A 26,760-nucleotide genomic window follows, 5' to 3' on the forward strand; every position below is an offset into this window, starting at 1 on the left:
ACTACGAACGAAAAACTTTTAAGTTGAAGGGGCCTCGCATGATGGCAAAAACCTTCGTGCGACAGCCCCTTTTAAGTAGTTAGTGGCTAGCTGTTAGTGGTTAGCGGATGGTTAAAAATTTATAGTCACCTAAAAAGGAGCTGTCGCATTGCGACAGCTCCTTTTTTACATCCAAACTATTAGAAAGCGTTATGAGAATATTCGTAGTACATATCGGTGAGCTGATCCATTTTGTCGCTCATTTCGACCATGAGGTCCGATGCGGTATCGTAGTCGTCAGCAGCCAGGGCCTGTTTGATCTTGGAGAAGATGGAAAGGCTCTTTTCCGTGTCGCGGCCCAGTTCTGTACGGAGGGCGTTGATTTTGGTCCAGCGTTCGACTTCGAGGGCATTGCTGTCGCCATCTGCATGGAGCTGTTCAGCAGCGATGACTTTCGAGAGGTTTTCCGGAATGATGCGGTACTGGAGTTCCAGTGCCCAGCGGCTGAGTGCGCCGAGTTTGAAAGATTCCATGAGGCGTTTCTGGAAAGCGTCGCAAGCGAGGTCGTCCAGTTTTTCCGGATACGTCGTAAGGGCTTTGAAGTTTTCCCATACCGTACGCGGAGCTTTGCCGAACATGGCGCTGCGTTCTTCGTCGTTGAAGTTTTCGAAGACGTCGACTTCAGAACGGTATGCACGGTCTTTTTCGAGGTAATCAGCATCTTCGCCCGGTTTCTTGGAGAGTTCAGCCAAGAGTTCTGCCGTCGATTTGCCGCTGGAGAGTGCATATTTGATGCCGTCCAAAGCGCCGAGGTAGCACATGGCGATAGCGATGTAGGTATTGGTGAACGGGTTCGGAGCACGGAGTTCAAAACGTGTAGCTGCCGGGCTGGCAATATCGCGGATGAGGCCGGCCAGGACGGAACGGTTACGAGTCGGGACATCCGGTGTTTCGCCACCGAGAGCCGTTACGATGCAAACAGGAGCTTCAAAGCCCGGTTTCAAGCGGTTGAGGGAGTCCGTCGTCGACGATACGAAGGGGTTGATGACTTCGTAGTGTTTGAGGATACCCATGATAGCGCCATAGCCGATAGCCGAGAGGAATTCGCTCTTCATGTCATCCGGGTTGAAGAGGTTGACGAATTTGCCATTCTTCATGATGGCACCGATGCCGAGGTGTGTATGTTCACCGGAGCCGGCAACACCCTGAATCGGTTTTGCCTGGAAGGTAACTTCGAGGCCGTTTTCACGGAAGACTTCGCGGACGATGATACGGGCAGCGATTTCGTTATCGGCTGTCTGTACAGGGTCACTGGCATATTTCCAGTCGACTTCGAGCTGTTCGAGGACGAAGGTCAATTTACCGGAATCGTCGATCTGGGCTTTTACGCCGCCGACTTCTTTATGACCCATTTCCGGATCGAGGCCGTATTTCTGGAGGCGTTCGACAGTCTGTTCAAGAGCCGTACGAACGACGCCATGTGTACGCTGCCAATACTGTTCCTGCATCTTCTGGGATGCCGAAAGGAGACGGGTAGCTACATCCTGGCTCGGAGTCTTGACCCAGAATTCCAATTCTGTTGCCGTCGTGAAGACGATTTTTTCGATGTCGTCCGGATTGATGGACGTGCCTTTGATACCATATTTTTTGACAAGAGCCAAAATCTGATCGCCTACATAATCGCAGGTATTGCGAAGGATGGAACGGGAGTCGATGAAGCCCGTAGCATGGCGGAGGAAGCTGGGGATACGGAGCGTACCAACGGGTTTGCCCGTTTCCGGATCAATGTTACCGTCATTGTAGTCGACGAACCAGTTAACGCCCGGATCGGCTTTGATGTCGACACGTGCATTGGAAAGGGTAGCAATGCCCGGGAGAACAACGGAAGAACCGTCGGTCTGGAAAGCCGTTGCATTGAAGAATTTATCATATTCATCGAAGAATACACTAATAGGAATCTTTTCGTCCGTATCGTTACCGGCGAGGTCGACCCCTACGAGAGATACAAATTTAATTTCCGGGTGCTGTTCGAGTAAAGCCAGCACACCTTCTTTACCATATTGACCTGCAGGGATTACATATACTAAATCATCTTTAGCCATCATGACTCCTCCTTTGGGTGAAAAAAAAGACTCCGCCCCTATGGTTAAGGTTCGGAGTCTTCTTTGACTCTTGTTTCATGACTTATTTTATTTTCAAATCATGCTAAAATAATACAATCAATCAGTCTATTTGTCAATAGATTTCTTTAGAAAAATCTAACAAAACTAATTATTTTGTAAAATTTCTCGAACAATCTGCGAAACAAGCTTGCCGTCGGCCTTACCTTTGACTTTCGGCATGACGAGCTTCATGACGTCGCCCATCTTGAGACCGCTCTGACCGGCAACGGCATCGTTGACGATCTGGCGGATTTCATCGGCTGTGAGCTGTTTGGGCATGTACTTTTCGAGTACGGCCATTTCGGCCTTCGTTTCTTCGACGAGGTCGCTGCGGCCTGCTTTTTCGAACTCAGCCAACGATTCCTTGCGCTGTTTCATTTCTTTGGCAATGACGGCACCGACGCCAGCGTCATCGAGTTCGCATTTGCCGTCGATTTCCGTATTGCGGATGGACGACCGGACCATGCGGATGACGGACAAAGCCGTTTTACCGGCTTCTTTGGCTTTCATGGCCGCTTTCATGTCCTGAAGCAGTTCTTCTTTAAGAGACATGCTATCACCCTTCTTACATTTGACGATTATGCTCTGTACTTCCGTTTCCGTGCTGCTTCGGATTTTTTCTTTCTCCGTACACTCGGTTTTTCGTAGTGTTCACGTTTCCGTACTTCGGAAAGAACACCGGCCTTTTGGCAAGAACGTTTGAAGCGGCGAAGTGCGCTGTCTAACGTTTCGTTTTTACCAACTCTGATTTCTGCCATTCTGTTATCCCTCCCTCCAAGGTATGATAGGGAGTGCTTTTACTGCACACAATGAAATTATACTCAGATTGGTGTCATTTGTCAACAATTTCTGAGGTTCAGCGTATAAATTTACTGAATACATAATTGCCATATCCTAACCCTTCTTCACTGAGGCAGCAGCCCTGGGGCGTGCGCTCCAGCAGGCCCTGGCGGACGAGCTGATTGATGACGGGGCCGAAGTCGGCTTCGATGGTTTTCCCGAAACGGCGCTGATAATCGCCGTAATCGATGCCAACCCGGCGGCGCAGGGCCAGGAAACAGTAATCTTCGACGGCCCGTTTGGCGTCGATGGCGACGGACTCGGCGATGACGCTCCCCCTGCCAGCCTGGCGGATATAGGCCGGGATGTTGGCCACATTGGCCCAGCGCGTCGTACCATCGAAGGAATGGGCCGACACGCCAAAGCCGAGATAGGGCTCATACGTCCAGTATTTGCTGTTGTGGCGCGACTCAAATGCCCCTTTGGCATAGCTGGAAATCTCATAGTGATGGAAACCGGCGCCGTGCATGGCATCGTGGACGGCCTTCCCCATGGCTTCCACCGTCTCATCCGGCGGCAGCTGCCACGTTCCCTTCTCCAGTCCCGCCTTGAGCTGTGTCCCGTCTTCGACGATAAGACTGTAAATGGACGCGTGGACGACGGGCAGCTGGGAAAGGCGTTCCACATCGCGGCGGACGTCGGCCAGACGTTGGCCGGGCAGGCCGTACATCAAATCGAGGGACAAATTATGGATGCCAGCGGCGTACGCGGCCTCGATGGCCTCTTCTCCCTGGGCGGCCGTATGGACCCGCCCCAAAAAGGCCAGCATGGCGTCGGAAAAAGACTGGACGCCCAGGCTCAGGCGGTTGACGCCGCAGTCGGCCAATGCCGCCGCCTTCTCGTAATCGAGGCTGTCCGGATTGGCTTCTATCGTGATTTCCGCCCCTTCCCGGACGCGGAAAGTCCGGCGCAGCTGGTCCAGGATGGCGCTGATGGCCGATGGGTCCAGGAGAGACGGCGTACCGCCGCCAAGGTAAATCGTATCGGCCTCTTCCCCGGCATAGGGCGAGGCCGCGATGTCCCGGCACAAGGCCCGGACGTAGCCATCGCGATAGCGCTCCAGGCCGGCATAGGACGGAAAGTCGCAGTACAGGCATTTATGGCGGCAGAACGGGATGTGGACATAGAGGCCCAGCATCATTCTTCGTCGACTTTGAGGACAGCCATGAAGGCTTCCTGCGGGATTTCGACGGTGCCAAACTGTTTCATGCGCTTCTTGCCTTCTTTTTGTTTTTCCAGGAGCTTGCGCTTACGGGAAATATCGCCGCCATAGCACTTGGCCAGGACGTCCTTGCGCAGGGCGGCCACGTTTTCACGGGCAATGATCTTATTGCCGACGGCGGCCTGGATAGGAATCTGGAAGAGCTGGCGCGGAATGAGGCTGCGCAGCTTTTCGACCAGAGCGCGGCCGCGGCGGGCGGCGAAGTCTTTATGGACGATGATGCTCAGAGCGTCGACGACATCACCGTTGATGAGGATGTCCATTTTGACCATGGGCGACGCCTGATAACCGTTGAGCTCATAATCGAGGGACGCATAGCCGCGGGTCGCCGATTTGAGGACGTCGAAGTAATCGTAGAGGATTTCGCACAGGGGCAGGTTGTAGATCAGGGAAACCCGCGTGTCGTCGAGGTAATCCATGGTGACATACTGGCCGCGGCGGTTCTGGGAGATTTCCATGACCGTGCCGACCATATCCTTGGGGATGATGATCGTCGTCTTGACCAGCGGTTCTTCGATGTGGTCGATTTTCGTCATATCCGGCATCTGCGACGGGTTGTCCACTTCGACCATGGTACCGTCCGTGCAGTAGACGTGGTAAATGACCGACGGCGCCGTCGTGATCAGGGACAAGTTGTATTCCCGTTCCAGCCGTTCACGGACGACGTCCATGTGCAGGAGGCCCAGGAAGCCGCAGCGGAAACCGAAGCCCAGGGCCGACGACGTTTCCGGTTCAAAGAGGAGCGCCGCATCGTTGAGGTGGAGCTTTTCCAGGGCATCGCGGAGGTTGTCGTAATCGTTCGTTTCGACCGGATAGAGGCCGCAGTAGACCATGGGCACGGCCTTGCGGTAGCCCGGCAGCGCTTCTTTGGCCGGATTGTCGGCCAAGGTAACCGTATCGCCGACGCGGCAGTCGCGGACGTTCTTCATGCTGGCAGCCAGATAACCGACGCTGCCACATTCCAAAGACGGGACAGGATGCATCTGGGGCAGGAAGACGCCCGTTTCGATGACTTCGAATTCCTTGCCCGACGCCATCATGCGGATGCGCTGGCCCGGCTTGACACTGCCTTCCATGATGCGGATATTGGCGATAGCCCCTTTATAGGCATCGAAATGGGAGTCGAAGATGAGGGCCCGCAAGGGCTTGTCCCCTTCGTCAGCCGGTGCCGGGATGCGCTGGACGATGGCTTCCAGGACCTTGTCGACGCCGTAGCCCGTCTTGGCGCTGATCATGATGGCGTCCGACGCGTCGAGGCCGATGACGTCTTCGATTTCCTTGCAGACCCGGTCGGGGTCGGCGCTGGGCAGGTCGACTTTATTGATGATGGGGATGATTTCCAAATCGTGTTCCAGGGCCAGGTAGACATTGGCCAGGGTCTGGGCTTCGACGCCCTGGGTAGCATCGACGATGAGCAGGGCCCCTTCGCAGGCGGCCAGGCTGCGCGATACTTCGTAGTTGAAGTCGACGTGCCCCGGCGTGTCGATGAGATTGAGTGTATACTGTTTGCCGTCTTTGGCATCATAAATGAGACGGGCCGACTGGGCTTTGATGGTAATGCCCCGTTCCCGTTCGAGATCCATCGTATCGAGGAGCTGGTCTTCCATTTCCCGTTTGGGCACGGTGCCGGTCATTTCCAGCATCCGGTCGGCCAGCGTCGATTTGCCATGGTCGATATGTGCGATGATTGAAAAGTTTCTGATATGATCTGTAGACACAGGAATCCTCCTCTTTTTTCCTATTGAATGACGCCGCCGCCCAGGACGCGTTCGCCTGTTTCGGCGTCGTAAAGTACCAGGGCCTGGCCGGCCGTGACGGCGCGCTGGGCGTCGTCGAATTCAGCCCGCAGGCTGTCGCCGTCGGGATAGACCGTGCAGGCCGCTTCGCGGGCGGCATAGCGTATCTTGCCCAACGCCCGGAACGGCGCAGACGGCGCCTCTTCGACCCATGTCGCTTCGGCGGCGCGGACGGTCTTGGAGAACAGATCCTGTTCCGAACCGACGACGACCCGGTTGTGGGCCACGTCGAGGGCCGTCACGTAGTACGGGCCGCCGGGACCGCCGAGATTCAATCCCCGGCGCTGGCCGATGGTATAAGCCGCAATGCCCTTATGGCGGCCGATGACGCGGCCGGTCTTATCGACGAAGTCGCCGGGCTTGAAGATGCCCTGGCGTTCGTGCTGCAAGAAGCCTTTATAGTCGTTGTCCGGAATGAAGCAGATATCCTGGCTTTCAGGCTTATTGAAGACCGGCAGGCCCCATTCCTTGGCCAGTTCCCGCGTGTGGACCTTTTCCAGGCCGGCCATGGGGAACAAAATATGCGGCAGCAGGTCCTGCGTCAGCTGGTAGAGGACATAGGACTGGTCCTTGCGGCGGTCCGTGCCGCGAAGCAGGGAATAAATCCCCGTCTCTTCGTTCTTTTGGATGCGGGCATAATGACCCGTCGCCAGGAAGTCGGCACCGAACTGCTTGGCCTTGTCCCAGAGCAGGCCGAATTTAATGAATTTATTGCAGGCAATGCAGGGATTCGGCGTCCTGCCGTGGACGTAGGCATCGACGAAGTAGTCGATGACGTCGCGCCGGAAGATATCGCGGAAATCCAGGGTATAATGGGGAATCCCCAGGACCGAGGCGACGGCTTTGGCATCGTCGACGGAACTGAGGGAGCAGCAGGCGTGGACGTTGTCGATGGTGCAGGCCGGGTCTTCTTCCCACAGGCGAAGGGTAATGCCGATGACGTCATACCCCTGCTGCTTCAAAAGGCCGGCTGTGACCGAACTGTCGACGCCGCCGCTCATGGCTACGGCAACTCGTTTCATACTGTTTCTCCTCTGCTTTTATGGACAGCCTCGCCGATGATGGCGACGGCTGCTTCGATTTCATCTAACGTATTCTCTTTGCCCACGGACAGGCGGATGCTGCTGCGCAGCCATTTTTCCTCGACGCCCATGGCCTGGAGGACATGAGACGCTTCGACGGCGCCGGCTTCACAGGCCGAACCGGCCGACACGGCCAGGCCCTGCAGGTCGAGGGCGATGAGCAGGATGGCGCTGTCCACGCCATCGACGCTGAAGTCGATGATGTTGGGCAGGACGTGATTGCGCCGGCCGTTGAGGTGGAAGCGGGCGTCGCCCTTGATGAGCTGATCATAGACGGCATCGGTCAGGCGCCGTGCCGCCCGGGCGCGGTCGTCCCGTTCGGCTTCCAGGAGTTCGGCGGCCTTGCCGAAACCGGCGATGGCGGCGACGTTCTCCGTGCCCGCCCGCAGGCGGTGTTCCTGAGGGCCGCCATAGGCTTCGGCAGCGACGTTCAGTCCGTGGCGGATGTACAAGGCGCCGACGCCTTTAGGGCCGTAAATCTTATGGCTGCAGACTGTGAGCATGTCGATGCCCTGTTCCAGCGGCCGGATGGGCAGATAGCCAAAGGCCTGGACGGCATCGACGTGGAAGGCGATGCCCTTCTGCCGGGCCAGGGCGCCGATGGCGTCGATGGGCTGGACCATGCCCGTTTCATTGTTGGCGTACATGACGGAAATGAGGACCGTGTCGTCGCGCAGGGCCTGGGAAACGGCATCAGCCGTGACCCGGCCGTCGGCTTCGACTGGGACATAGGTCACGTCATAGCCCTTCCCTTCCAGGGCCTGGAAGGTGCGCAGGACGGCGTGGTGTTCCACAGCCGTCGTGACCAGGTGGCCGCCGTCAGGGTAGTTGGCCCGCAGGAAACCGAGGATGGCCAGGTTGTCCGCTTCCGTGCCGCCGCTGGTGAAGACCAGGTCTTCCCCCTTGACGCCCAGGCAGTGAGCGACTTGGCTGCGCGCCGTCTGGACGGCAGACCGGGCCTGCTGGCCGAAATAATGTAAGCTCGACGGATTTCCATAAGCCGTCGTCAAATAGGGCATCATGACGTCCAGGACACGCGGGTCCATCGGCGTCGCTGCCGCGTTATCTAAATAAATTCGTTTCATGAATGATTCTGACTCCAAAGTTGATGAATGGGCTATAAAAAATAGCCTAGTATTTATCATACCATAGGTAGTTGTTAGTGGCTAGTGGCTAGTGGCTAGTGGCTAGGGGCTAGGGGCTAGGGGTTAGGGGTTAGGGGTTAGGGGTTAGGGGTTAGGGGTTAGGGGTTAGTGGTTCGTGGTTCGTGGTTCGTGGCTCGTGGTTCGTGGTTCGTGGCTCGTGGTTCGTGGCTCGTAGGGGCCCTTCAAGCGAACGCAAATTCAACCTCTCAGTCAGCTGACGCTGACAGCTCCCCTATTAAGGGAGCCTTGGGCGGCCCCTACGATTGCGGTCCACGGGACCGCGGCGGACTGCGGCCTGCGTTATCCACAGGATTCGCGGCGGGCTCCCCACGCGGGAGCCCCTACAGCTACTATGCCAAACTACCGTTTGGCATAGTAGCTCGGTACGCCGTCGACGTCGGCGCATTTGGTGTTACAGCCGGCTTCGCTGCAGACCCAGAAGGCGCCATAGGGGCCGTTGCGTTTCTGGAAGGTCCCTTTGTGGCAGCGCGGGCACGGGTACGGCGACGGCTTGGCGTCGGCCTGTTTCTTGTCCCCTTCGAGGGGTTCGGTGTGGCGGCACGACGGGTAGTTGCTGCAGCCGTAGAAGTCACCGTACTTGCCGTGGCGCTTGACCATGGCGCTGCCGCAGACAGGGCAGGTCTTGATGCCTGCGATATGCATGACGACTTTCCGGGCCGCTGTGACCAGTGTATCCAGGAAGGACAGCTGGTCGTGTAGGAAGGTGTCGAGGTTATCCTTGCCCAGGCTCATCTGATAGAGCCGTTCTTCCCAGACCGCCGTTTCATCAGGATAGAGCATTTCGTCGGGCAGGGAATCGACGAGGAGATAGGCATCGTCCGTCGGCTTTAGGTACTTCTTCTTCCCTTCTGTCGTCAGGAATTTGCGCTGGATGAGTTCCTGGATGATGGTCGCCCGCGTCGCTTCCGTACCGATGCCCTGGACTTCCTTCAATTTCTTCTTCAGGCTCTCGTCTTTGACGTACTTGTAGATTTCCTTCATGGCTGCCAGGAGGGTCGACGGCGTGAAGCGCGGCGGCGGTTTGGTCGCCTTCTTGTCGACCTGGCCGTTCTGGTAATGGACGCTGTCGCCCTTGCGGACAACCGGCAGGGTCCCCTTCGCTTCTTCGTCGTCATCGTGCTTGTCGCTCTGATAGAGGACCTTCCAGCCCGGCACAGTGACTGTCTTGCCATGGGCGACGAAGCGTTCGTCAGCCGCTTCGATGACCATGCGCGTCTGGTCGTATTCATGGATGGGATAGAACTGGGCGATATAGGCCTGGGCGACGAGGTAATAAATGTGCTGCTGCATGGACGTCAATTTGTCGAAGGGACAGGCTACGGTCGTCGGGATGATGGCGTGGTGGGCCGTGATCTTGCTGTCGTTCCAGGCGCGGCTGCGTATCTTACCGTCGGCCCCGGCGACCCATTCGGCCAGCTTCCCGGCCGGCAGTCTGCCCAGATTGGCCAAAATACGGGGGACGTCCTTGCGCTGGTTCACGGGCAAGTATTCGCAGTCCGACCGGGGATAGGTCGTCAGTTTCCGTTCATACAATTCCTGGGCCGTATCGAGGACCTGCTGCGGCGTATAGCCATAGCGCTTGCCGGCCAGGACCTGCAGGGACGACAGGGACAGGGGCAGGCGCTGGGCTTCTTTTTTCTTGGTCTTTTTATGCTCGACAATGGTCCCATCCGGCCGTTCCTGGAGGCATTCCAGGATGGACTGGGCCGTCTTTTCGTCGACACAACGCCCTTCCGGGTCGAGGCCGCTCTGGGTATCGCGGGGCTGCCACTGGGCCGTGATGAGGCCGTTTTTATGCAGGAAATCGGCTTTGACGACATAATACGTGACGGGGACGAAGTTGTCCAATTCCCGCTGGCGGCGGACGACGAGAGCCAAAGTCGGCGTCTTGACGCGGCCGATGGGAAAGACGACGCGGTGCCCCTGGCGGCGGGCGGCCAGGGTATAGGCCCGGGACAGATTCATGCCGATGAGCCAGTCGGCACGGCTGCGGGCCAGGGCCGATTCCTTGAGATGGACGAAATCGCGATTGCTGCGCAGATCATCGAGGGATTCGTGGATGCTCTTCTCGTCAAGGGCATTCAAGAGGATCCGTTCGACAGGCTTCTTATTGTCGACGTAATCGAGGATCTCGTCGATGAGCAGCTGCCCTTCCCGGTCCGGGTCACCGGCGTTGACAATGGTATCGACGTCGGGACTGGCGATGAGGTCGGTAATGACCTTGAACTGGTCCTTACTGGCCGGACTGACCAGGAGCTTCCACTGCCTGGGGATGATCGGCAAGTCGTCGGCATTCCAGCGCTTGTACTTGGGGTCATAATCCTGCGGTTCGGCCTGCTGCAGGACGTGGCCATACGCCCAGGTCACGATGCCGCCGCCCGTGCGGATGCAGCCGTTCCCCCGCTGGTGCGGATCAGGCAGGCACTTGGCCAATTCCCGGGCCATGCTCGGCTTTTCGGCAATAAAAAGTTTCATAGGGCATCTCTCTTTCTGAAATAGACTGTACCCTATATCATACCATGGTTGGGGGTTCGTGGCTAGTGGTTAGTGGTTAGTGGCTAGTGGCTAGTGGCTAGTGGCTAGTGGCTCGTGGCTCGTGGCTCGTGGTTCGTAAAAACCTGCCATGATGCTCGAATGGGCTGTGGTTAAACATCACAACGGGCTGCCCTCATCGGGACAGCCCCTACGAATGCCCCGATTGGGGCTATTTTTGCGGACTGCGGACGGCGGCCTGCGTTTATTCCCATTATTCACAGCGGGCTCCCCACGGGGAGCCCCTACGAAAGTCACCAAAGCCGTTACACGGATTTTGTTACTTTGGCCAGCTGGCCGGCGGCTTCGATGGCCTGGACGAAGGCCGGCGGGATGTCCTTTTTCTTTAAAGACTGACCGATGAGGCGGCCGAGGATGACGCCTTTATTGCTGTAGAGCCAGGCGAAGTAATAGATATACAGGGCCTTTTTATTGCGCGGGTTGACGTGCCACAAGAGGCGGGCCGGATAGTCGTGGAAGTTGACGTCGAGCTTGCGGCAGGCTTTCTTGATCATATCCGTCGTGGCCCGGGCGTGTTCGCCGCAGGCCGTGTTGATGATGCGGTCCAGGTCGCGGCGCTGGCCGTGGTCGATCATGGTCTTGGCCAGGTCCATTTCAAAGCAGATCTCATCGGTGAAGTAGACGCCCCGTTCGCCTTTATGGCTGCCCTTGACGTCGGCGTCGTAGAGGGCGACGACGGGGATCTTGAAGTATTCCAGGAGTTTCTTGATCTTGGAGATAGAACTTTCGCCGCGGGCATTGATGAGACAGATGCCGTAGTAGTCAAAAGGCAGGTCCAGGGTCTTGGCGAAGTGCTGGAAACAGCCGTACTCCGTTTCCCCTTCGACGATGAGGACGCTCCGAGAATAGAGGGCTTCCTTGACTTCCGGGAAGTGCATGATCAGGTGTTTCTCGATTTCTTCGCTGAAATGGAAGCTGGCCCCGCAGGCCGCTTTGACCAGGCCCTGCTTGTTACGGTACAGGCGGATGATGTGGCGGTAGTCGTCGATGAGGGAATCCGTCGAGTGCGTGACGACGAATAATTGCCCCCGCAGGCCATCGAGGTTGAAAAGGTCCTTGAGGAGCGTACAGAACTGGGGATCTTCGTTGTTCAGGAGCTGCTGGTAATAGAGCAGGACCGACCGCTGCATGTAAGGATGGAGGTGCATTTCCGGTTCGTCGATGGAAATGACCAGCGGCAGGTAGCGCTTGCCTTCTTCGTCGACGATGAGATTGTGCTCGATCGGCACGGCGCGGCTGATGGACATCAGGTAGACCTGGGTGATGACACACAGGGCGGCCAGGGAAATGAATTTCATATTGTCCGCCCTGGGCCGGTCCATGCGGCAGAGCATGCGGGACAAGAGGAAGATGTTGATGAAATAGGACGAGTCCAGGCTGCCGACGGCGACTTCGTGATGGATGAAGGCCTTGGCTTCTTCGGATAAGCCGTCCCAGTGGGCTTCGCTCCATTGAGAGAGCTTCTGTTCCAGGGCGCGATAAATGCGCGGCGGTACGCGCTGTTCTTCCGGCATGGCGGCCGAATAGGACACGTAGCGCAGGCGGCGGATGAGCTCTAACGGCAGTTCTTCACCGCTGTTGTCGTCATAGAGATGGGGATACATATCGCTGACGTGCATTTCCATGCGGACGCGCAGGCTCTGATGATGCTCGCCCGGCGTATCGGCGAAATACTCCTTCTCGCTCTGGAGCAGGTGCAGGTCCAAGGTAATGATGATGGGCCGGGTCACGTCGGCATAGTCGTCTTCTTCGACATTGCGGCCGGCACTCATATAGGAAATGAGGCGCAAGAGGCCGCTCTTGCCGATGGCGTTTTCCCCGACGATGTAGTTGGCCCTTTCATGAAAGGTCATTTCCACGTCTTGCAGATTCCGGTAATTTTGAATACGCATGTAAGTAATATACACAAAATCACATCCTTTTCAACATTACTTTACTATACGTATTCGACAAAAAACGCGCTACTCCCTTCTTTTCGAGAGCAGCGCGTTATTCCTTTTACGTATCATTCATCGTTCATCGTTTGATGAACGGCCTATGGGTTCAACAAACATCGTGAAAAACGATGTGACCAATCGCTGCCGGGCGCCCCACGTGGTCGCCCCTACGATGAACGGCCTACGACGAACGGCCTACGATCAACGTCCGCTTTCCTGGCACACTTTGGCCAGCCAGTGGGCGATGTCGAAGGTCGTCTGGCCTTCTTTGAGCTGCCAGTGCCAGTTGCCATCGGCGACGCCAGGCGTATTCATGCGTCCCGACGACGGCAGGGCCAGCAGGTCCTGCATGGGGATGATGACCGTTTCAGCCCGGCGGCGGCAGGTATAGGCGATGAGGGCGCCGACGATTTCCTGCGGTGCCGCTTCGTCAGACAGCCCCAGCATCTGGCGGACGTGGAGCTGCTGGCTCGGCGTCAGGTCGTCTTCATACCAGCCGCGGAGAGTATTGTTGTCGTGGGTCCCGGTATAGGCGATGCAGTCCGGTTCGGTGTCGAAGGCCAGGCGGCCGTCGGCCCGGTCCTTGAGGTGGAACTGGATGACTTTCATCCCCGGCAGGTGCAGGGCATCTTTGAGGGTGCAGACGTCGTCGGTAATGACGCCCAGGTCTTCGGCGACCAGGCGCAGCCGGCCGATTTTCTGATAGACCGCCCGGAAGAGGTCCAGGCCGGGCCCTTCCTTCCAGGCGCCGCTCTTGGCCGTTTCCGAACCGGCCGGCACGGCCCAGTAAGCGGCAAAGCCGCGGAAATGGTCGATGCGGACTTCGTCGACGAGGTCCATCATGCGGCGGAAGCGGTCGGCCCACCACTGGTAGTTATCCTTGGCCATAGCCTGGTAATCATAGAGGGGATTGCCCCAGAGCTGGCCGTCGGCACTGAAGTAATCAGGCGGAACGCCGGCGACGGATGAGGGGTTGCCCGTTTCATCGAGGTCGAACTGGTCCTGATGGGCCCAGCAGTCGGCACTGTTATGGGCGACGAACATGGGCACGTCGCCGAGGATGGACACGCCGTTCTCAGCGGCATAGGCCCGGACATCGTGCCACTGGCGGCTGAAGATGTACTGCATGAATTTGACATGCGATACGGCACCGGCCAGTTCCTTGCCATACTGGGCCAGGGCGGCCTGGCTGTGGTGGCGGATATCTTCCGGCCATTCCGTCCAGCAGCGGCCGCCGAAGAAGTCGCGGACTGCCCGGAAGAGGGCGTAGTCATCGAGCCAGTAGGCGTTCTTTTCACAGAAGGCCCGGAACGGTTCCCAGGGAATGGTCAAATCCGGATCATGGGACATATCCCAGAGGAGCTTGGCCTTATAGGCGGCCAGGCTGTGCCAGGATGCCGTCTTTTTCCCCTGGGCCAGGAAATCGTCTAAGGCTTCCTGTTTCAGCCAGCCCCAGTCGCGCAGGACTTCCAGGGAAATGAGGGCTTCATTGCCGGCAAAGGCCGATTCCGACAAATACGGCGAATCGCCCATGAGCGGCGGCGTCAGGGGCAGGATCTGCCAGACCTGCTGACCGGCCGCCTTGAGGAAGTCGACGAAGCGGTAGGCTGCCGGCCCTAAGACGCCGTTGCCGCAGGCCGCCGGCAGGGACGTCGGATGCAGGAGGACGCCGGCCCGTTTGGTCCCGGTTTCCTTCCCCTGGAGGATAACCGCTTTCAACGGCGGCAGGGTCAAGGTGAAGCGGCTGTTCACCGTCGTGACCGGCGTCATGCGCGGATGGAGGGCATTGGTCAGTTTGCCGTAGGCCAGGCCGTCGGTATAGATGCTGATGGTCCGCAGGGCTGACGGGTTGCGGTTCATGGCGATGATGAAGAAACCGTCTTCGGCGGGCTTGCCAAAGACATCGCGGCCCCCTTCGATGACCCGGGCAAAGGCGAAGACGTCGCCATCGGCGTAGAGCGGGATGAAGCGGCCCGTCTGCAGCGCGTCGTGTGCTGTCCGCAGCCGCGTCAGGGCCTTGGTCCAGGACAGGAGGTCCCGGTCTTCGTGGCCCCAGGGATAGGTCCGGCGGTTGTCGGGGTCTTTGCCACCGGTGACGCCGGCTTCATCACCGTAATAGATGCACGGCGCACCGGGCATGGTCATCTGCCAGACCGTGAGCAGCTTCAGGCGCTTCCGCCCCGTTTCTTCGGCTGTGGCCACATCGGTGCCTCCGGCCCGGGTGAGGACCGTCAGGATGCGTTCGATGTCGTGGCTGCCTATGAGGTTGAGCATGGCGTAGAAATTTTCCGGCGGGTAATTTTCGATGAGCCGCGTCAGTTCGGCATTCATGCGCCGCGCATCTTTGGCTCCGGTCATGAAGTCGATCATCAGGGACCGCTGGGCGTAGTTCATGGCACTGTCGATGTCGTAGCCGCAGAGGTATTCCCGCTGTTCGCTGTAGCTGACCTTGTTGGACGCATCTTCCCAGACTTCGCCGATGAGGACGGCATCGGGCTTTTCTTCTTTCAAGGTCTGGTAGAAGCGGCGCAGGAAGGGCACGGGCAGCTCGTCGATGACGTCCAGGCGCCAGCCGCTGATGCCTTCGTTCAGCCAGTATTTGAGGACGCTGTCTTCGCTGTCGATGATGAAATCCATGTAAGACGGCGTCGTTTCTTCTACGTCGGGCAGGTCCGATACGCCCCACCACGATTCATAGTCGTCGGGATAGTGCTTGAAGCGGTACCATTCATAGTACGGCGATTCCTTCGACTGGTAGGCGCCGACGCCGGGATAGTTGCCGAAGCGGTTGAAATAGATGCTGTCGGCGCCGGTATGACTGAAGACGCCGTCGAGGATGATGCGGATACCTTCTTCTTTCGCAGCCTGACAGAAAGCGGCGAATTCTTCATTCGTCCCCAGCATGGGATCGACGCGGAAGTAATCGGCCGTCCCGTAACGATGGTTGCTGGAGCTTTCAAAGATCGGATTGAGGTAAATCGCCGTAATGCCCAGTTCTTTGAGATACGGCAATTTTTCCCGGATACCGGCGATATTGCCTCCGAAGAAATCGTAATAGACGATATCGCCCTTCCCTTCACGCTTACAGTAGTACGGCACATCGTCCCAGTCGCTGTGGATGACAGCCCCTTTCTTGCCGTACAGGCGGCCGGCCGTGTGGGTCCCGTGGCGGAAGCGGTCCGGAAAAATCTGGTAGACGATGGCGTGTTTGAACCAGTCCGGCGTATGGGCGTCCTTATCGTAGACCGTGACCTGATAAGCCGGCGGCACATCCGGGTATTTGGCCCCTTCACCGCCGAGGCGGTCGTAGTTATTGCCATAGTAAATCGTCGTATGGCCATTGTCGACGATGAAGTAATACCAGAGCAGGCAGCCCTTGGGCGGAATGGCGACGATGCCCGTAAAGATGCCGTCTTCATAGGTCATGGGTACAAAAGATTCGCCGACATTGCTCTGCCACAGGCGGATGCGGGCCCGACAGCTCTGCGCATCGCTGCCGCTGGCGCGGAGCCGCAGGATGAGCCGGCTCCCGGACGGAACGGCCCCAAAAGACGAGCGGTAATAAAATTCGTGAGAGTTGTGGTACAATCGTAAGTCCATAAGCGGTCCTTTCGTGGTGATTAGTGGCTAGTGGCTAGTGGTTAGTGGTTAGTGGTTAGTGGCTAGTGGTTAGTGGCTAGTGGCTAGCCAAAAAGGCCTGCCGGACAACGACAAGCCTTTTATCGTTCGTCGTTGGTCGTTCGTCGTTCATCGAAGGAACTAAAAAACATTCCCAGCGATGAACGATGAACTACAAACGAAAAACGCTATTTTATTGTTGTAATACTTTTTCGTACAGGTTCTGGTAGGCTTCGGCCGAGCGGTCCCAGCTGTAGTCGCTGGTCATGGCGTTGCGGACGAGGGCATCCCACAGGGCTGCGTCTTCATAGTACCCCATGGCCCGTTTCGTCGTGAACAGGAGTTCATGGGCGTTGAAGTTCGGGAAGGTCAGGCCATTGCCCTGTTTGCTGTATTTATCGAAGGGATGGACCGTATCCTTGAGGCCGCCCGTTTCGCGGACGATGGGGATGGCACCGTAGCGCAGGGCGATGAGCTGGCTCAGGCCGCACGGTTCGTACCGCGACGGCATGAGGAACATGTCGGCAGCGGCGTAGACCTTGTGGGCCAGGGCTTCGTTGAAGGTGATGTTGGCCGATACCTTGGTCGGATGGCGGCGGGCCAGCTCGCGGAAGGCTTCTTCATAGCCGGCATCACCCGTCCCGACCAGGACCAGCTGGACGTCGTCGTCGACGAGTTCATCCATGATGCGCGTGACCAGGTCCAGGCCCTTGTCTTCGACGAGGCGCGTGACCATGGCGATCATGGGGACGCCGCGTTTGATGCGCAGGCCCAGTTCGGCCCGCAGGGCATCTTTATTTTCCCGCTTGCCGGCCCGGGCGTTGGCAACGGAATACTGGCGCTTGATGTACGGATCCGTTTCCGGATTGTAGACATCGACGTCGAGGCCGTTGATGATACCCGTCACCTTTTCCCCATTGTCGCGGATATAGCCGTCCAGGCCTTCGCCAAAGTACGGATAGGTGATTTCCTGGGCATACGACGGGCTGACCGTCGTAATGTGGTCGGCGTAGACCATGCCCGATTTCATGTAGTTCACGCAGCCATCACATTCCAGGTTGCCGTTGTCGAAGAGTTCCTGCGGCAGGCCGATGATGTCGCGCATGATCGATGGCGGATAGATGCCCTGGTATTTCAGGTTGTGAATGGTATAGATGACTTTGATTCCCTTGTAGAAATCGTCGTGCCAGAAGTCTTCTTTGAGGAAGACGCCCATGAGGCCCGTATGCCAGTCGTTGCAGTGGATGATGTCCGGCTTGAAACCGACCTTGGGCAGCATGGTCAGGACGGCGCGGCAGAAATAAGCGAAGCGTTCGTCGTCATCGCCGTAGCCATAGAGGCCGTCGCGCTTGAAATACCATTCGTTGTCGATGAAATAGACGGTCACGCCGTCCTGCTTGATTTCTTCGACACCGTAGTAGAGCTGGCGCCAGGCCAGGTTCACGATGCCTGTCGTCACTTCTTTCATCTGCTTCTTCGCTTCGTCAGCGATGCGGCTGTATTTCGGAATGACCAGGCGGACGTCCATGCCTTTCTTGGCTAAGGCCTTGGGCAATGCGCCCATGACATCGGCCAGCCCGCCTGTTTTAATAAATGGCACTGCTTCTGAGGCCACAAATAATACATTCATCGTATGTCCCCCACTTTCCCTAAGTACCGTATCAGGCGTCTGCTTCCTTTTTGGCAGGACGCCCAGTTCTTCTTTTTCTCGTTGCAGCAGTCTTCTTTTCAGACGCTGCCGTCTTGGCTTTCCCTTTTCCACGGGTCGTTGCCTTCTTTCCCGGCGCCTTGGCCGTTTTCTTTTCTATCCCGTCGGCAGCCTTATCGGCTTTCACCGTCCGGCGGCGCCGCGGTCTGGTCACTGCTTTTTTTTTAGCGCTCCCTGTGAGCTGCAGGTAAATCGTCGCCAGCGGCGGCAGGGTCAGTTCCAGGGACTGGTCCATGCCGTGCATGGGCACATCCTGGGCTTCGAATTCACCTTCATTGAGGACGTTGGAGCCGCCGAAGGCCGTGGCGTCGCTGTTGAAGACTTCGACATAGGTCCCTTTGCGGGGGACGCCGAAGCGGTACGAATGGCGGACAACCGGTGTGAAGTTGCAGACGACGACGGTCATGTCCGTTTCGTCCTTACCGGTACGGTAAAAGGCGATGACGCTGTTGTCGCAGTCGTCGCAGCTAATCCACGAGAAGCCCGACCAGTCGCAGTCTTCTTCCCAGAATTCCGGATGGTCCACATAGTACGTATTCAGGCTGCGCACGTAATCGTGCATGGCCTTGTGCATGGGATACTTGAGGAGGTGCCAGTCCAGGCTGTCATCGTATTTCCATTCGATGAACTGGCCGAACTCGCTGCCCATGAACAACAGCTTCTTGCCCGGATGGGACATCCAGTAGCCGTAGAAGGCGCGCAGACCGGCGAATTTCTGCCAGTAGTCGCCAGGCATCTTGTCCAGGAGGGAATGTTTGCCGTGGACGACTTCATCATGCGACAAGGGCAGGATGAAGTTTTCTGAAAAAGCATAGCATAACGAAAATGTGATCAGGTTGTGATTGTCCTTGCGGAACAGCGGGTCCAGCGACATGTAGCGGAGCATGTCGTTCATCCATCCCATGTTCCATTTGTAATTGAATCCCAAGCCGCCGACATCGACGGGCTTGGTCACGAGCGGCCAGGCCGACGATTCTTCGGCAATCATCAGGGCCTGAGGATATTCCTTGAAGACAGCCGTGTTGAGATGACGCAGGAAGTCGATGGCTTCCAGGTTTTCCCGGCCGCCATACTTATTGGGCTGCCAGTCGCCGTCAGCATGGCCGTAATCGAGGTAGAGCATGTTGGCGACGGCGTCGATGCGCAGGCCGTCGATGTGGAACTGGCTGATCCAGAACAGAGCGCTGGAGATGAGGAAGGACTGGACTTCCGTCCGGCCGTAGTCGAAATTCATCGTGTCCCATTCCTTATTTTCTGCCAGCATGGGGTTGCCCGATTCATAGCACGGTTCGCCATCGAAATAGCGCAGGCCGTGGGCGTCGCGGCAAAAATGGCCCGGTACCCAGTCGAGGATGACACCGACGCCGTTGCGATGGCAGAGGTCGACGAGGTACATGAAGTCTTCCGGGCTGCCATAGCGGCTGGTCGCCGAGAAATACCCCGTCCCCTGGTAGCCCCAGGAGCCATCGAAAGGATATTCACACAGCGGCATGAGCTCGATGTGGGTATAATTCATCTGTTTGACATAATCGACAAGCTGGGGTGCGATGTCGCGGTACGACAGCATTTCCCCGTCTTCACCGCGGCGCCACGAGCCGAGATGGACTTCATAGGTCAGCATGGGCTTGCGGTACGAATCGTAAGCACTGCGGCTGTCCATCCATTTCTTGTCGCGCCACGTATAGTGGAGTTTCGTCAGTTTCGATGCCGTATTGGGACGTACTTCCGACCAGAAGGCGTAGGGGTCGCTCTTCAAGATGCGTTCCCCCGACGCCGTCGTGATGGCGTACTTGTAGATGTCCCCTTCCTGGAGGCCGGCAATATGTGTAACCCAAATGCCGTTGCCGCAGCTGCTCCGCTCCATGGGATTGGCATCGGCATCCCAATGATTGAAATCGCCGACGACGCTGACCTGCTGGGCATGAGGCGCCCAGACGGCAAAGCGCACGCAGGGTTTGCGGCGCAGGACCGTGAAATGGGCCCCGAACAGACGATAACTGGCGTAGTTCGTACCCTGATGATACAAGAAGGTACTGTACTCGTCGATTGCACTGAGTTTCATATCTTATCCTCCTGATTCTTAGTTAGTGTTTGACCGGCTTGATGCGCCAGATGTCATCGGCATACTGCTGGATCGTCCGGTCGCTGGAGAAGTAGCCGGACTGAGCGATATTGACGACGCTCGAATGGCACCATTTCGTATGATCGCCGTAGCGCTTGGCGATTTCCTGCTGCGCCTGGCAGTAGGACTTGAAGTCCTTGAGGACGAAGTATTCGTCGTTCTTGTCGAGGAAGGCCGAATAGAGCATGCCGAAGTGTTCCCCGCCGATGGAGCCGTCGACGAGGGCATCCATGAGGCGGCGGATATCGGCGTCGCCGCTGTACATCTGCCACGACGAGTAGCCGCCGTGGATGTAGTAGTTCATGACTTCATCGGCCCGCAGCCCGAAGATGACGCAGTTTTCGTCGCCGACCTTGCGGTGGATTTCGACGTTGGCCCCGTCCATGGTCCCCAGGGTGATGGCACCGTTCATCATGAACTTCATGTTGCCCGTGCCCGACGCTTCCTTGCCGGCTGTCGAAATCTGTTCGCTCACGTCGGCGGCCGGGAAGAGGAGCTGCCCTAAGGACACATTGTAGTTTTCCAGGAACAGGACCTTCATCTGCTTGCTGACCTGACGGTCGGAATTGACCATATGGGCGACGACGTTGATGAGGCGGATCGTTTCCTTGGCTTCGCCGTAGCCGGCAGCGGCCTTGCCGCCAAAGAGGAAGGTCCGCGGCGTGATCTTGAGTTTCGGGTTATCCTTCAAGAGGTAGTACAAGTGCAGGATGTGCAGGATATTCAAGGTCTGGCGCTTGTACAAGTGGATGCGCTTGATCTGGATGTCGAAGATCGAATCCGTCCGCACGTCGGTATCGTAGCGGTCACGGATGTAGCGGGCCAGGATTTCCTTGCGTTCCTTTTTGACCCGCGTCAGCTGTTCCTGGAAAGACGGGTCGTCGGCAAAGGGCATGAGGTCCTGGAGCTTCGACGGCGTCCGGCGCCAGCTGTCGCCAATGGTATCGTCGATGAGCGACGCCAGCTGCGGATTGGCTTCGATGAGCCAGCGGCGATGGGAAATGCCGTTGGTCTTGTTCGAGAAGCGGTGCGGGAAGCACGTGTAGAACTGGTGCAGCGTCGAATCCTTCAAAATCTGCGAATGGATTTCGGCGACGCCGTTGACGCTGTGGCTGCCGAGGACGGCCAGATGAGCCATGTGGACCTGGCCATCCCAGAGGACGGCGACGTCGCGGGCCCGCGATTCATCGCCGGGATAGAGGCTGCGGACTTCTTTGAGCCAGCGGTTGTTGATTTCTTCAACGATGAGGTAGATGCGCGGCAACAGTTCCTTGAACATGGGAATGGACCATTTTTCCATGGCTTCCGGCAAAATCGTGTGGTTCGTGTAGGCCACGGTACGGACGGTGATGTTCCAGGCCGCATCCCACGATACGCCTTCTTCATCCATGAGGATGCGCATCAGTTCCGGAATGACCAGGGCCGGATGGGTGTCATTGATGTGGATGGCCACATAGCGGTCGAATTTATAGATGCTTTCGTGATATTTCTTCTTATAATGGCGGACGATGCTCTGCAGGCCGGCCGATACGAAGAAGTATTCCTGCATCAGGCGCAGGCGGCGGCCGTCTTCATTGCTGTCGTCAGGATAAAGGAAACGGGAAATCTGCTGGACACTGTCCTTGTAGCGGAAGGCCCGGCGCCGGTCGCCGATGGACAGTTCCTGGTAGAGCTGTTCCCGCGAGTATTCGGCCCGCCACAGGCGCAGCGTGTTGACCGTGTTGTTGTGGTAGCCGATGATGGGCACGTCATACGGGACGGCGCGGACCGACGAGTACTTTTCGTGGACACATTCCAGGTTGCCATCTTCGTCAGGACGCATGTAAGCGTTGCCGCCAAAGCGGACATAGACGGCCTTGTCGACTTTCTTGACTTCCCAGGGATAGCCGTTGACCAGCCAGTTATCGGGCAATTCGACCTGCTGGTTGTCGACAATGCGCTGGTTGAACAAGCCGTACTGATAGCGGATGCTGTTGCCATGGCCCGGCAGCTGCAGCGCCGCCAAAGAGTCGATGAAGCAGGCAGCCAGCCGGCCCAGTCCCCCATTCCCCAGGCCCGGATCGCGTTCGGCCGGGATGACCTTGTCCAGGTCCCAGCCCAGATCTTCCAGGCCCTGACGACAGATGTCGTCCATATCGATGCCCAGGAGATTCGATTCCAACAGGCGGCCGATGAGGAATTCGATGGAGAAATAATAGACTTGCTTAACCTTCTGTTCGGCATAGATTTCATTCGTATGGATCCAATCTTCACTTACCAGATCGCGGATCATATAGGCGATGGTCTGATAGACTTCATTCAAGGTCATGTCCCGCAGATCTTTTTCCCACAAGATGTGAGCTTTCTCGGTAAATAACTTTTTGAATTCTTCCTTATCCTGCCATTTTTTCATATTGTCTCTAACCCCTTCATAGTTGCGTTCAGCGGACCGAACGTTTACCAATGCACAACGGGTTGTCGTGGCTGCCGCTCAACACGGCTTCCGGCTGGATGACCGTATTCTTGTCGCATACGATGTAATCGAGCTGGGCGTCATCGCCGACGACCGAGTGCTGCATGATGATGCTGTTGCGAATGACAGCATTCTTTCCGACCTTGACGCGGCGGAAAAGAATCGAATTCTCTACGCGGCCTTCGATGATGCAGCCATTGGCTACGAGAGAATTGGAGACATGCGATTCTTCCATGTACTTGGCCGGCGCTTCATCCTTGATCTTGGTATAGATGCGGTGATCCGCATCCTTGAGGAGCAGTTCATGCCAGATGCGGCTGTCGCGCAGGTCCATGTTGACCTGGAAGTAAGAAGGAACGGAATCAATCCGTTTTGCATACCCCTGATAATTATAGCCGAAAATCCGCAGGCGGTCTACATTGCGCTGGAGCACATCGGTAATAAAATGGGTATATCCCTGGGCATAGGCCCGACGTATGCAATGCTGGAATACATCGCAATCAATGAGGATTCCCCGCTGGTATAAATTGTCACCGGCCTTGACTTCCGGCTTGGCTTCGATGGCCGTGACCCGGTCCTGGCAGACATCGTCGATGGTCAGGACATAGCCTTCGCGGTCGAAGTCGTATTTCTGCTGCTGATAGATGAGGGTAACGTCGGCGTTGTGATGGCGGTGGAAATGGAGGACCTTGTCATAGTCGATGTTCTGGACCATGTCGCAGCCCGACAGCAGGGCGTAGCGCTTATTGGCCCGCTGGACGAAGACGAGGTTCTTATAGTACGCGGCGATGTCCCCTTCTACGGGATGTTCGATGTCCGCCCGTTCTTCCGGCAGGTAGAACAAGCCGTCGCCCTTATGGGCCAGGCCCCATTCCTTGCCGGAACGGATGTGGTCCAGGACCGACCGGGACTGGCTCGAGAGCAGGAGGCCGACGTTTTCGATGCCGGCGTTGACCATATTGGAAAGCGTGAAGTCGATGAGGCGGTATTTGCCGCCGATGGGCAGCGTCGACAACGGGCGCGTGTCGTTGATTTCCTGCAAGGGATGGTCTTCACGCATATTGATGAGGCCGATCATATTACTGTTCATAACTAGTGTTCCCCTTTCGCTGTAACTTGTTCTGGTTTCAATTCCCCTTTGCGGCCCAAGACGGCGACAGACCCGTCTTCATTGTGGAGGACGGCGCCGGGATAGATATGGCAGCGTTCGCCCAGGATGGCCTTGTCGACGACAGCGTTCTCTTCGACGACCGAACCGGGCATGATGACCGAATTGGTGACCTTCGCCCCTTCTTTGATAGTGACGCCGTAGAAGATGACGGAATTGCTGACGGTCCCGAAGATTTCCGACCCTTCAGCGATGAGGGAACTCTTGGCTGAGCCATTGGGCCCGATGAGGTGCGGCGGGAAACTCTGGTTGCCCGAATAGATGCGCCAATGGCTGTCGCGCAGGTTGATGGGCGGTTCGTCGGCAATGAGGTCCATGTTGGCCTGCCACAGGCTGTCGATGGTGCCGACGTCCTTCCAGTACCCTTCAAAAGGATAGGCGTACAGCGGAACCTGGTCGGCCAGCATGGCCGGGATGACGTTCTTGCCGAAGTCGTGTTCCGATTTTTCATCCTTGGCATCGGCTTTGAGGTACGATTCCAGAATGTCGCGGTTGAAGATGTAAATGCCCATAGAAGCCAGGTTGCTTTCGGGCTTGGCCGGTTTTTCCTGGAACTTGGTGATGCGCATGTTTTCGTTGGCGACCATGATGCCGAAGCGGCTGGCTTCGTCCCAGGGGACGCGGATCGTGCCGATGGTGACCTTGGCGTGGTGTTTCTTGTGGAAATTGAGCATCTTGTCGTAATCCATGGAATAGATGTGGTCGCCCGACAGGATGAGGACGTAATCATCGTCGACCATTTCCACGAAGTTCAGGTTCTGATAGATGGCGTCAGCCGTGCCGCGATACCAGTTGGAACCGCCGTCGCTCTGATACGGCGGCAGGACGTAGGTGCCGCCCTTGGTCGAGTCGAGGTTCCACGAGCTGCCGTTGCCGATGTACCAGTTCAGTTCCAGCGGCTGGTACTGGGTCAGGATGCCGACCGTATCGATACCGGAATTACGGCAGTTACTGAGTGGGAAGTCGATGATGCGGTATTTGCCGCCGAACAAGAGGCCCGGTTTAGCCTGGTCTTTGGTCAGGACGCCTAAGCGGCTCCCTTTCCCGCCGGCCAAAATCATGGCCAGGCAATTAGATTTTTTCATAGAAGCTCCTCCTCACTTGACTGGGACCCGGCCGCTTCGCTTATGGTTTCAGTATGTATGATAATGGACATCGTGTCGTCAGACGGCGGGCCTTCGATTGAATAGCGTATCATATACGCATATAATATACGCCATAAATTATTTTATGATTATATTATTAATTATACACCAATTATGTAGAGAATTTAAAGGCCTAACCGCCAAAAAAATGGATAGTAGAAACGACTATTTTACATACGACGACAAGGAGTGCCATTTTTTAAAATGTACTGTTTTGAATCGGCATGGAATTGCTATCGTAGGGGCGCCCCACGTGGGAGTCCCTACGAAAAAAGCGCTGCCGTCAGGGTCAGCGCTTTCACTCAATCGTATAACTATAAATTTTGTAAATTTCATACACTACTTCTGTTCCGCTTCGGCCAGGGCTTCCTGGCGGGTCAGGATGCGGACCGGGATGGGCAGCGATTGGAGTACATCCATCGTTTCCCTGGCCGTGTCTTTCGTCGTCCGGACGAAGCCGAGGCCTTTCTTGCCGTCCAGGGCCGTGACGACGCCCAGGTAGTCACAGCCTTCGATGATGCGGTTGATGAAGGTCATCTCCGACGGCGGAGCCTGGAAGTATACCCAGTCTTCATCAAACATGGCTCTTCACCTGGCGGCGCATCATGGAATACGGTTCCAGCCGTTCCGGTACGGCCAGGCCGACGAGCTGCTGGGCGTGGCGGGCGGCGTCGAGTTCCTGCCCGTCTTCGTCGACGATGCGGTCGATGGTATAGCGGACCAGATGGCCCTTGGGCTGAAGGAATTCGACGGTCTGGCCCAGTTTGAAGTGGTTGCGCTGTTCCACCCAGGCCAGGCCCTTTTCTTCGTCATAGGACTTGACCAGGCCGATGAAGTCATGGGTCTGGGTATTGCTCGACTGGCTGTAGACCTGGTCGGCCGCCGTCGGGCGGGACACGGAGAAGCCCCGCGTGTAGGGCCGGTGGGAAATCTTTTCCAGTTCGTCGAGCCATTCCTGGCGGACCGTGAAATGTTCCGGGTCGGCTTCGTAGGCGTCGAAGGCCTGGCGGTAGACCTTGGTCACGGTGGCGACGTAGTGGATGCTCTTCATGCGCCCTTCGATCTTGAGACTCGTAAAGCCGGCGTCGTAGAGGTCCGGCAGGTACGGCAGGAGACAGAGGTCCTTGGAGTTGAAGATGTACGTCCCCCGTTCATCTTCGACGACAGGGAAATACTGGCCCGGCCGTTTTTCTTCGACGACGTTGTACTTGAAGCGGCAGCACTGAACACATTCGCCACGGTTCGAGTCGCGGTCGCCCTGGGTGAAGTAATTGCTCAACAGGCAGCGGCCGGAATAAGAAATGCACATGGCGCCGTGGATGAAGCCTTCCAGTTCGACGTCAGGCACTTTGGCATGGATTTCCTTGACATCGCTCAGGCTCACTTCGCGGGCCATGACGACGCGCGATGCGCCGTTGTCGCGCCAGAACTTCGTCGAGGCCCAGTTGGTCGTATTGGCCTGGGTCGAGATGTGAATGGGCAGGTCGGGCACGAGCTGGCGGGCCAGTGAAAAGATGCCCGGATCGGCGATGAGCAGGGCGTCGACGCCGATATCGCGCAGGTAGACGAGGTATTCCGGCAAGCCCTTGAGGTCGTCGTTGTGCGGGAAGATGTTGACCGTCACGTGGATGTGCTTGCCCCGGGCATGGGCATAGTCGACGGCTTCCTTCAGTTCTTCATTGGAGAAGTTGTCGCTGAAAGCCCGCAGGCCAAAGGACTTCCCTCCCAGGTATACAGCATCAGCGCCGTATAAAAAGGCCATCTTCATTTTATCCATACTGCCGGCCGGAGCCAGCAATTCCATTTTTCC

General features: G+C 57.1%; 17 protein-coding genes. All 17 read right to left on the minus strand.

From position 1 onward, the window contains the following. Nucleotides 1–179: 179 nt before the first annotated feature. Complete coding sequence (locus ACE418_RS07590; RefSeq protein WP_416450093.1) at nt 180–2,081, minus strand: type I glutamate--ammonia ligase; 1,902 nt, start codon at nt 2,079–2,081, stop codon at nt 180–182. Nucleotides 2,082–2,246: 165 nt separating this feature from the next. Beyond that, entirely contained in the window at nt 2,247–2,693 is a 447-nt protein-coding gene (locus ACE418_RS07595; protein WP_292261809.1) for a GatB/YqeY domain-containing protein, read from the minus strand. Nucleotides 2,694–2,719: 26 nt separating this feature from the next. Further along, complete coding sequence (rpsU, locus tag ACE418_RS07600) at nt 2,720–2,899, minus strand: 30S ribosomal protein S21 (RefSeq protein WP_020311403.1); 180 nt, start codon at nt 2,897–2,899, stop codon at nt 2,720–2,722. A 98-nt stretch (nt 2,900–2,997) separates the two neighbouring features. Then, nucleotides 2,998–4,122 (minus strand): radical SAM family heme chaperone HemW, encoded by a 1,125-nt coding sequence (hemW, locus tag ACE418_RS07605; protein ID WP_416450048.1) that lies wholly within the window; start codon nt 4,120–4,122, stop codon nt 2,998–3,000. Further along, a complete protein-coding gene (lepA, locus tag ACE418_RS07610) occupies nt 4,119–5,921 on the minus strand; it encodes a translation elongation factor 4 (protein WP_298589940.1) in 1,803 nt (600 codons plus the stop codon). The genes hemW and lepA overlap by 4 nt, the downstream gene beginning before the upstream one ends. Before the next feature lie 20 nt (nt 5,922–5,941). Then, on the minus strand, nt 5,942–7,021 hold the full coding sequence (gene mnmA / locus ACE418_RS07615) for a tRNA 2-thiouridine(34) synthase MnmA (protein WP_416450049.1): 1,080 nt from the start codon (nt 7,019–7,021) through the stop codon (nt 5,942–5,944). Then, nucleotides 7,018–8,166: a cysteine desulfurase family protein gene (locus ACE418_RS07620; RefSeq protein ID WP_416450050.1), complete on the minus strand. Its 1,149-nt coding sequence runs from the start codon at nt 8,164–8,166 to the stop codon at nt 7,018–7,020. The genes mnmA and ACE418_RS07620 overlap by 4 nt, the downstream gene beginning before the upstream one ends. Before the next feature lie 420 nt (nt 8,167–8,586). Then, nucleotides 8,587–10,722, minus strand: coding sequence for a DNA topoisomerase III (locus ACE418_RS07625; RefSeq protein WP_416450051.1), 2,136 nt, complete (start codon nt 10,720–10,722; stop codon nt 8,587–8,589). A 323-nt stretch (nt 10,723–11,045) separates the two neighbouring features. Next, complete coding sequence (locus ACE418_RS07630) at nt 11,046–12,692, minus strand: ATP-dependent nuclease (protein WP_416450052.1); 1,647 nt, start codon at nt 12,690–12,692, stop codon at nt 11,046–11,048. Between the two features lie 246 nt (nt 12,693–12,938). Further along, nucleotides 12,939–16,337 carry a 4-alpha-glucanotransferase gene (gene malQ / locus ACE418_RS07635; protein ID WP_416450053.1) on the minus strand — a complete coding sequence of 1,133 codons (3,399 nt, stop codon included), beginning with the start codon at nt 16,335–16,337 and terminating at the stop codon, nt 12,939–12,941. A 211-nt stretch (nt 16,338–16,548) separates the two neighbouring features. Beyond that, nucleotides 16,549–17,985, minus strand: a complete 1,437-nt coding sequence (glgA, locus tag ACE418_RS07640) for a glycogen synthase GlgA (RefSeq protein ID WP_416450054.1) — start codon at nt 17,983–17,985, stop codon at nt 16,549–16,551. Nucleotides 17,986–18,016: 31 nt separating this feature from the next. Then, nucleotides 18,017–20,125 carry a 1,4-alpha-glucan branching protein GlgB gene (glgB, locus tag ACE418_RS07645; protein ID WP_416450055.1) on the minus strand — a complete coding sequence of 703 codons (2,109 nt, stop codon included), beginning with the start codon at nt 20,123–20,125 and terminating at the stop codon, nt 18,017–18,019. Nucleotides 20,126–20,147: 22 nt separating this feature from the next. Continuing rightward, a complete protein-coding gene (locus ACE418_RS07650) occupies nt 20,148–22,577 on the minus strand; it encodes a glycogen/starch/alpha-glucan phosphorylase (protein ID WP_416450056.1) in 2,430 nt (809 codons plus the stop codon). A gap of 28 nt (nt 22,578–22,605) precedes the next feature. Then, entirely contained in the window at nt 22,606–23,727 is a 1,122-nt protein-coding gene (glgD, locus tag ACE418_RS07655) for a glucose-1-phosphate adenylyltransferase subunit GlgD (RefSeq protein WP_416450057.1), read from the minus strand. A 2-nt stretch (nt 23,728–23,729) separates the two neighbouring features. Beyond that, the gene (locus ACE418_RS07660) at nt 23,730–24,890 is read right to left on the minus strand and encodes a glucose-1-phosphate adenylyltransferase (protein WP_416450058.1); all 1,161 of its coding nucleotides are present in this window, start codon (nt 24,888–24,890) and stop codon (nt 23,730–23,732) included. A gap of 399 nt (nt 24,891–25,289) precedes the next feature. Further along, on the minus strand, nt 25,290–25,532 hold the full coding sequence (locus ACE418_RS07665) for a DUF4911 domain-containing protein (RefSeq protein ID WP_416450059.1): 243 nt from the start codon (nt 25,530–25,532) through the stop codon (nt 25,290–25,292). Beyond that, nucleotides 25,525–26,754, minus strand: a complete 1,230-nt coding sequence (locus ACE418_RS07670; RefSeq protein ID WP_416450094.1) for a peptidase U32 family protein — start codon at nt 26,752–26,754, stop codon at nt 25,525–25,527. Before ACE418_RS07670 ends, ACE418_RS07665 begins: the two co-directional genes overlap by 8 nt. Nucleotides 26,755–26,760: the final 6 nt, after the last annotated feature.

This window comes from Megasphaera jansseni (assembly GCF_047974155.1).
Classification (GTDB): domain Bacteria; phylum Bacillota; class Negativicutes; order Veillonellales; family Megasphaeraceae; genus Megasphaera.

Excerpts from the sequence above, each read along its gene's own strand:
- ACE418_RS07620 (WP_416450050.1), bottom strand. The coding sequence starts at position 8,166 with ATGAAACGAATTTATTTAGATAACGCGGCAGCGACGCCGATGGACCCG.
- ACE418_RS07670 (WP_416450094.1), bottom strand. The coding sequence starts at position 26,754 with ATGGAATTGCTGGCTCCGGCCGGCAGTATGGATAAAATGAAGATGGCC.
- ACE418_RS07625 (WP_416450051.1), bottom strand. The coding sequence starts at position 10,722 with ATGAAACTTTTTATTGCCGAAAAGCCGAGCATGGCCCGGGAATTGGCC.
- ACE418_RS07665 (WP_416450059.1), bottom strand. The coding sequence starts at position 25,532 with ATGTTTGATGAAGACTGGGTATACTTCCAGGCTCCGCCGTCGGAGATG.
- hemW (WP_416450048.1), bottom strand. The coding sequence starts at position 4,122 with ATGATGCTGGGCCTCTATGTCCACATCCCGTTCTGCCGCCATAAATGC.
- glgB (WP_416450055.1), bottom strand. The coding sequence starts at position 20,125 with ATGAAACTCAGTGCAATCGACGAGTACAGTACCTTCTTGTATCATCAG.
- ACE418_RS07660 (WP_416450058.1), bottom strand. The coding sequence starts at position 24,890 with ATGAAAAAATCTAATTGCCTGGCCATGATTTTGGCCGGCGGGAAAGGG.
- rpsU (WP_020311403.1), bottom strand. The coding sequence starts at position 2,899 with ATGGCAGAAATCAGAGTTGGTAAAAACGAAACGTTAGACAGCGCACTT.
- glgD (WP_416450057.1), bottom strand. The coding sequence starts at position 23,727 with ATGAACAGTAATATGATCGGCCTCATCAATATGCGTGAAGACCATCCC.
- ACE418_RS07590 (WP_416450093.1), bottom strand. The coding sequence starts at position 2,081 with ATGGCTAAAGATGATTTAGTATATGTAATCCCTGCAGGTCAATATGGT.
- ACE418_RS07650 (WP_416450056.1), bottom strand. The coding sequence starts at position 22,577 with ATGAAAAAATGGCAGGATAAGGAAGAATTCAAAAAGTTATTTACCGAG.
- ACE418_RS07630 (WP_416450052.1), bottom strand. The coding sequence starts at position 12,692 with ATGCGTATTCAAAATTACCGGAATCTGCAAGACGTGGAAATGACCTTT.
- ACE418_RS07595 (WP_292261809.1), bottom strand. The coding sequence starts at position 2,693 with ATGTCTCTTAAAGAAGAACTGCTTCAGGACATGAAAGCGGCCATGAAA.
- mnmA (WP_416450049.1), bottom strand. The coding sequence starts at position 7,021 with ATGAAACGAGTTGCCGTAGCCATGAGCGGCGGCGTCGACAGTTCGGTC.
- malQ (WP_416450053.1), bottom strand. The coding sequence starts at position 16,337 with ATGGACTTACGATTGTACCACAACTCTCACGAATTTTATTACCGCTCG.
- glgA (WP_416450054.1), bottom strand. The coding sequence starts at position 17,985 with ATGAATGTATTATTTGTGGCCTCAGAAGCAGTGCCATTTATTAAAACA.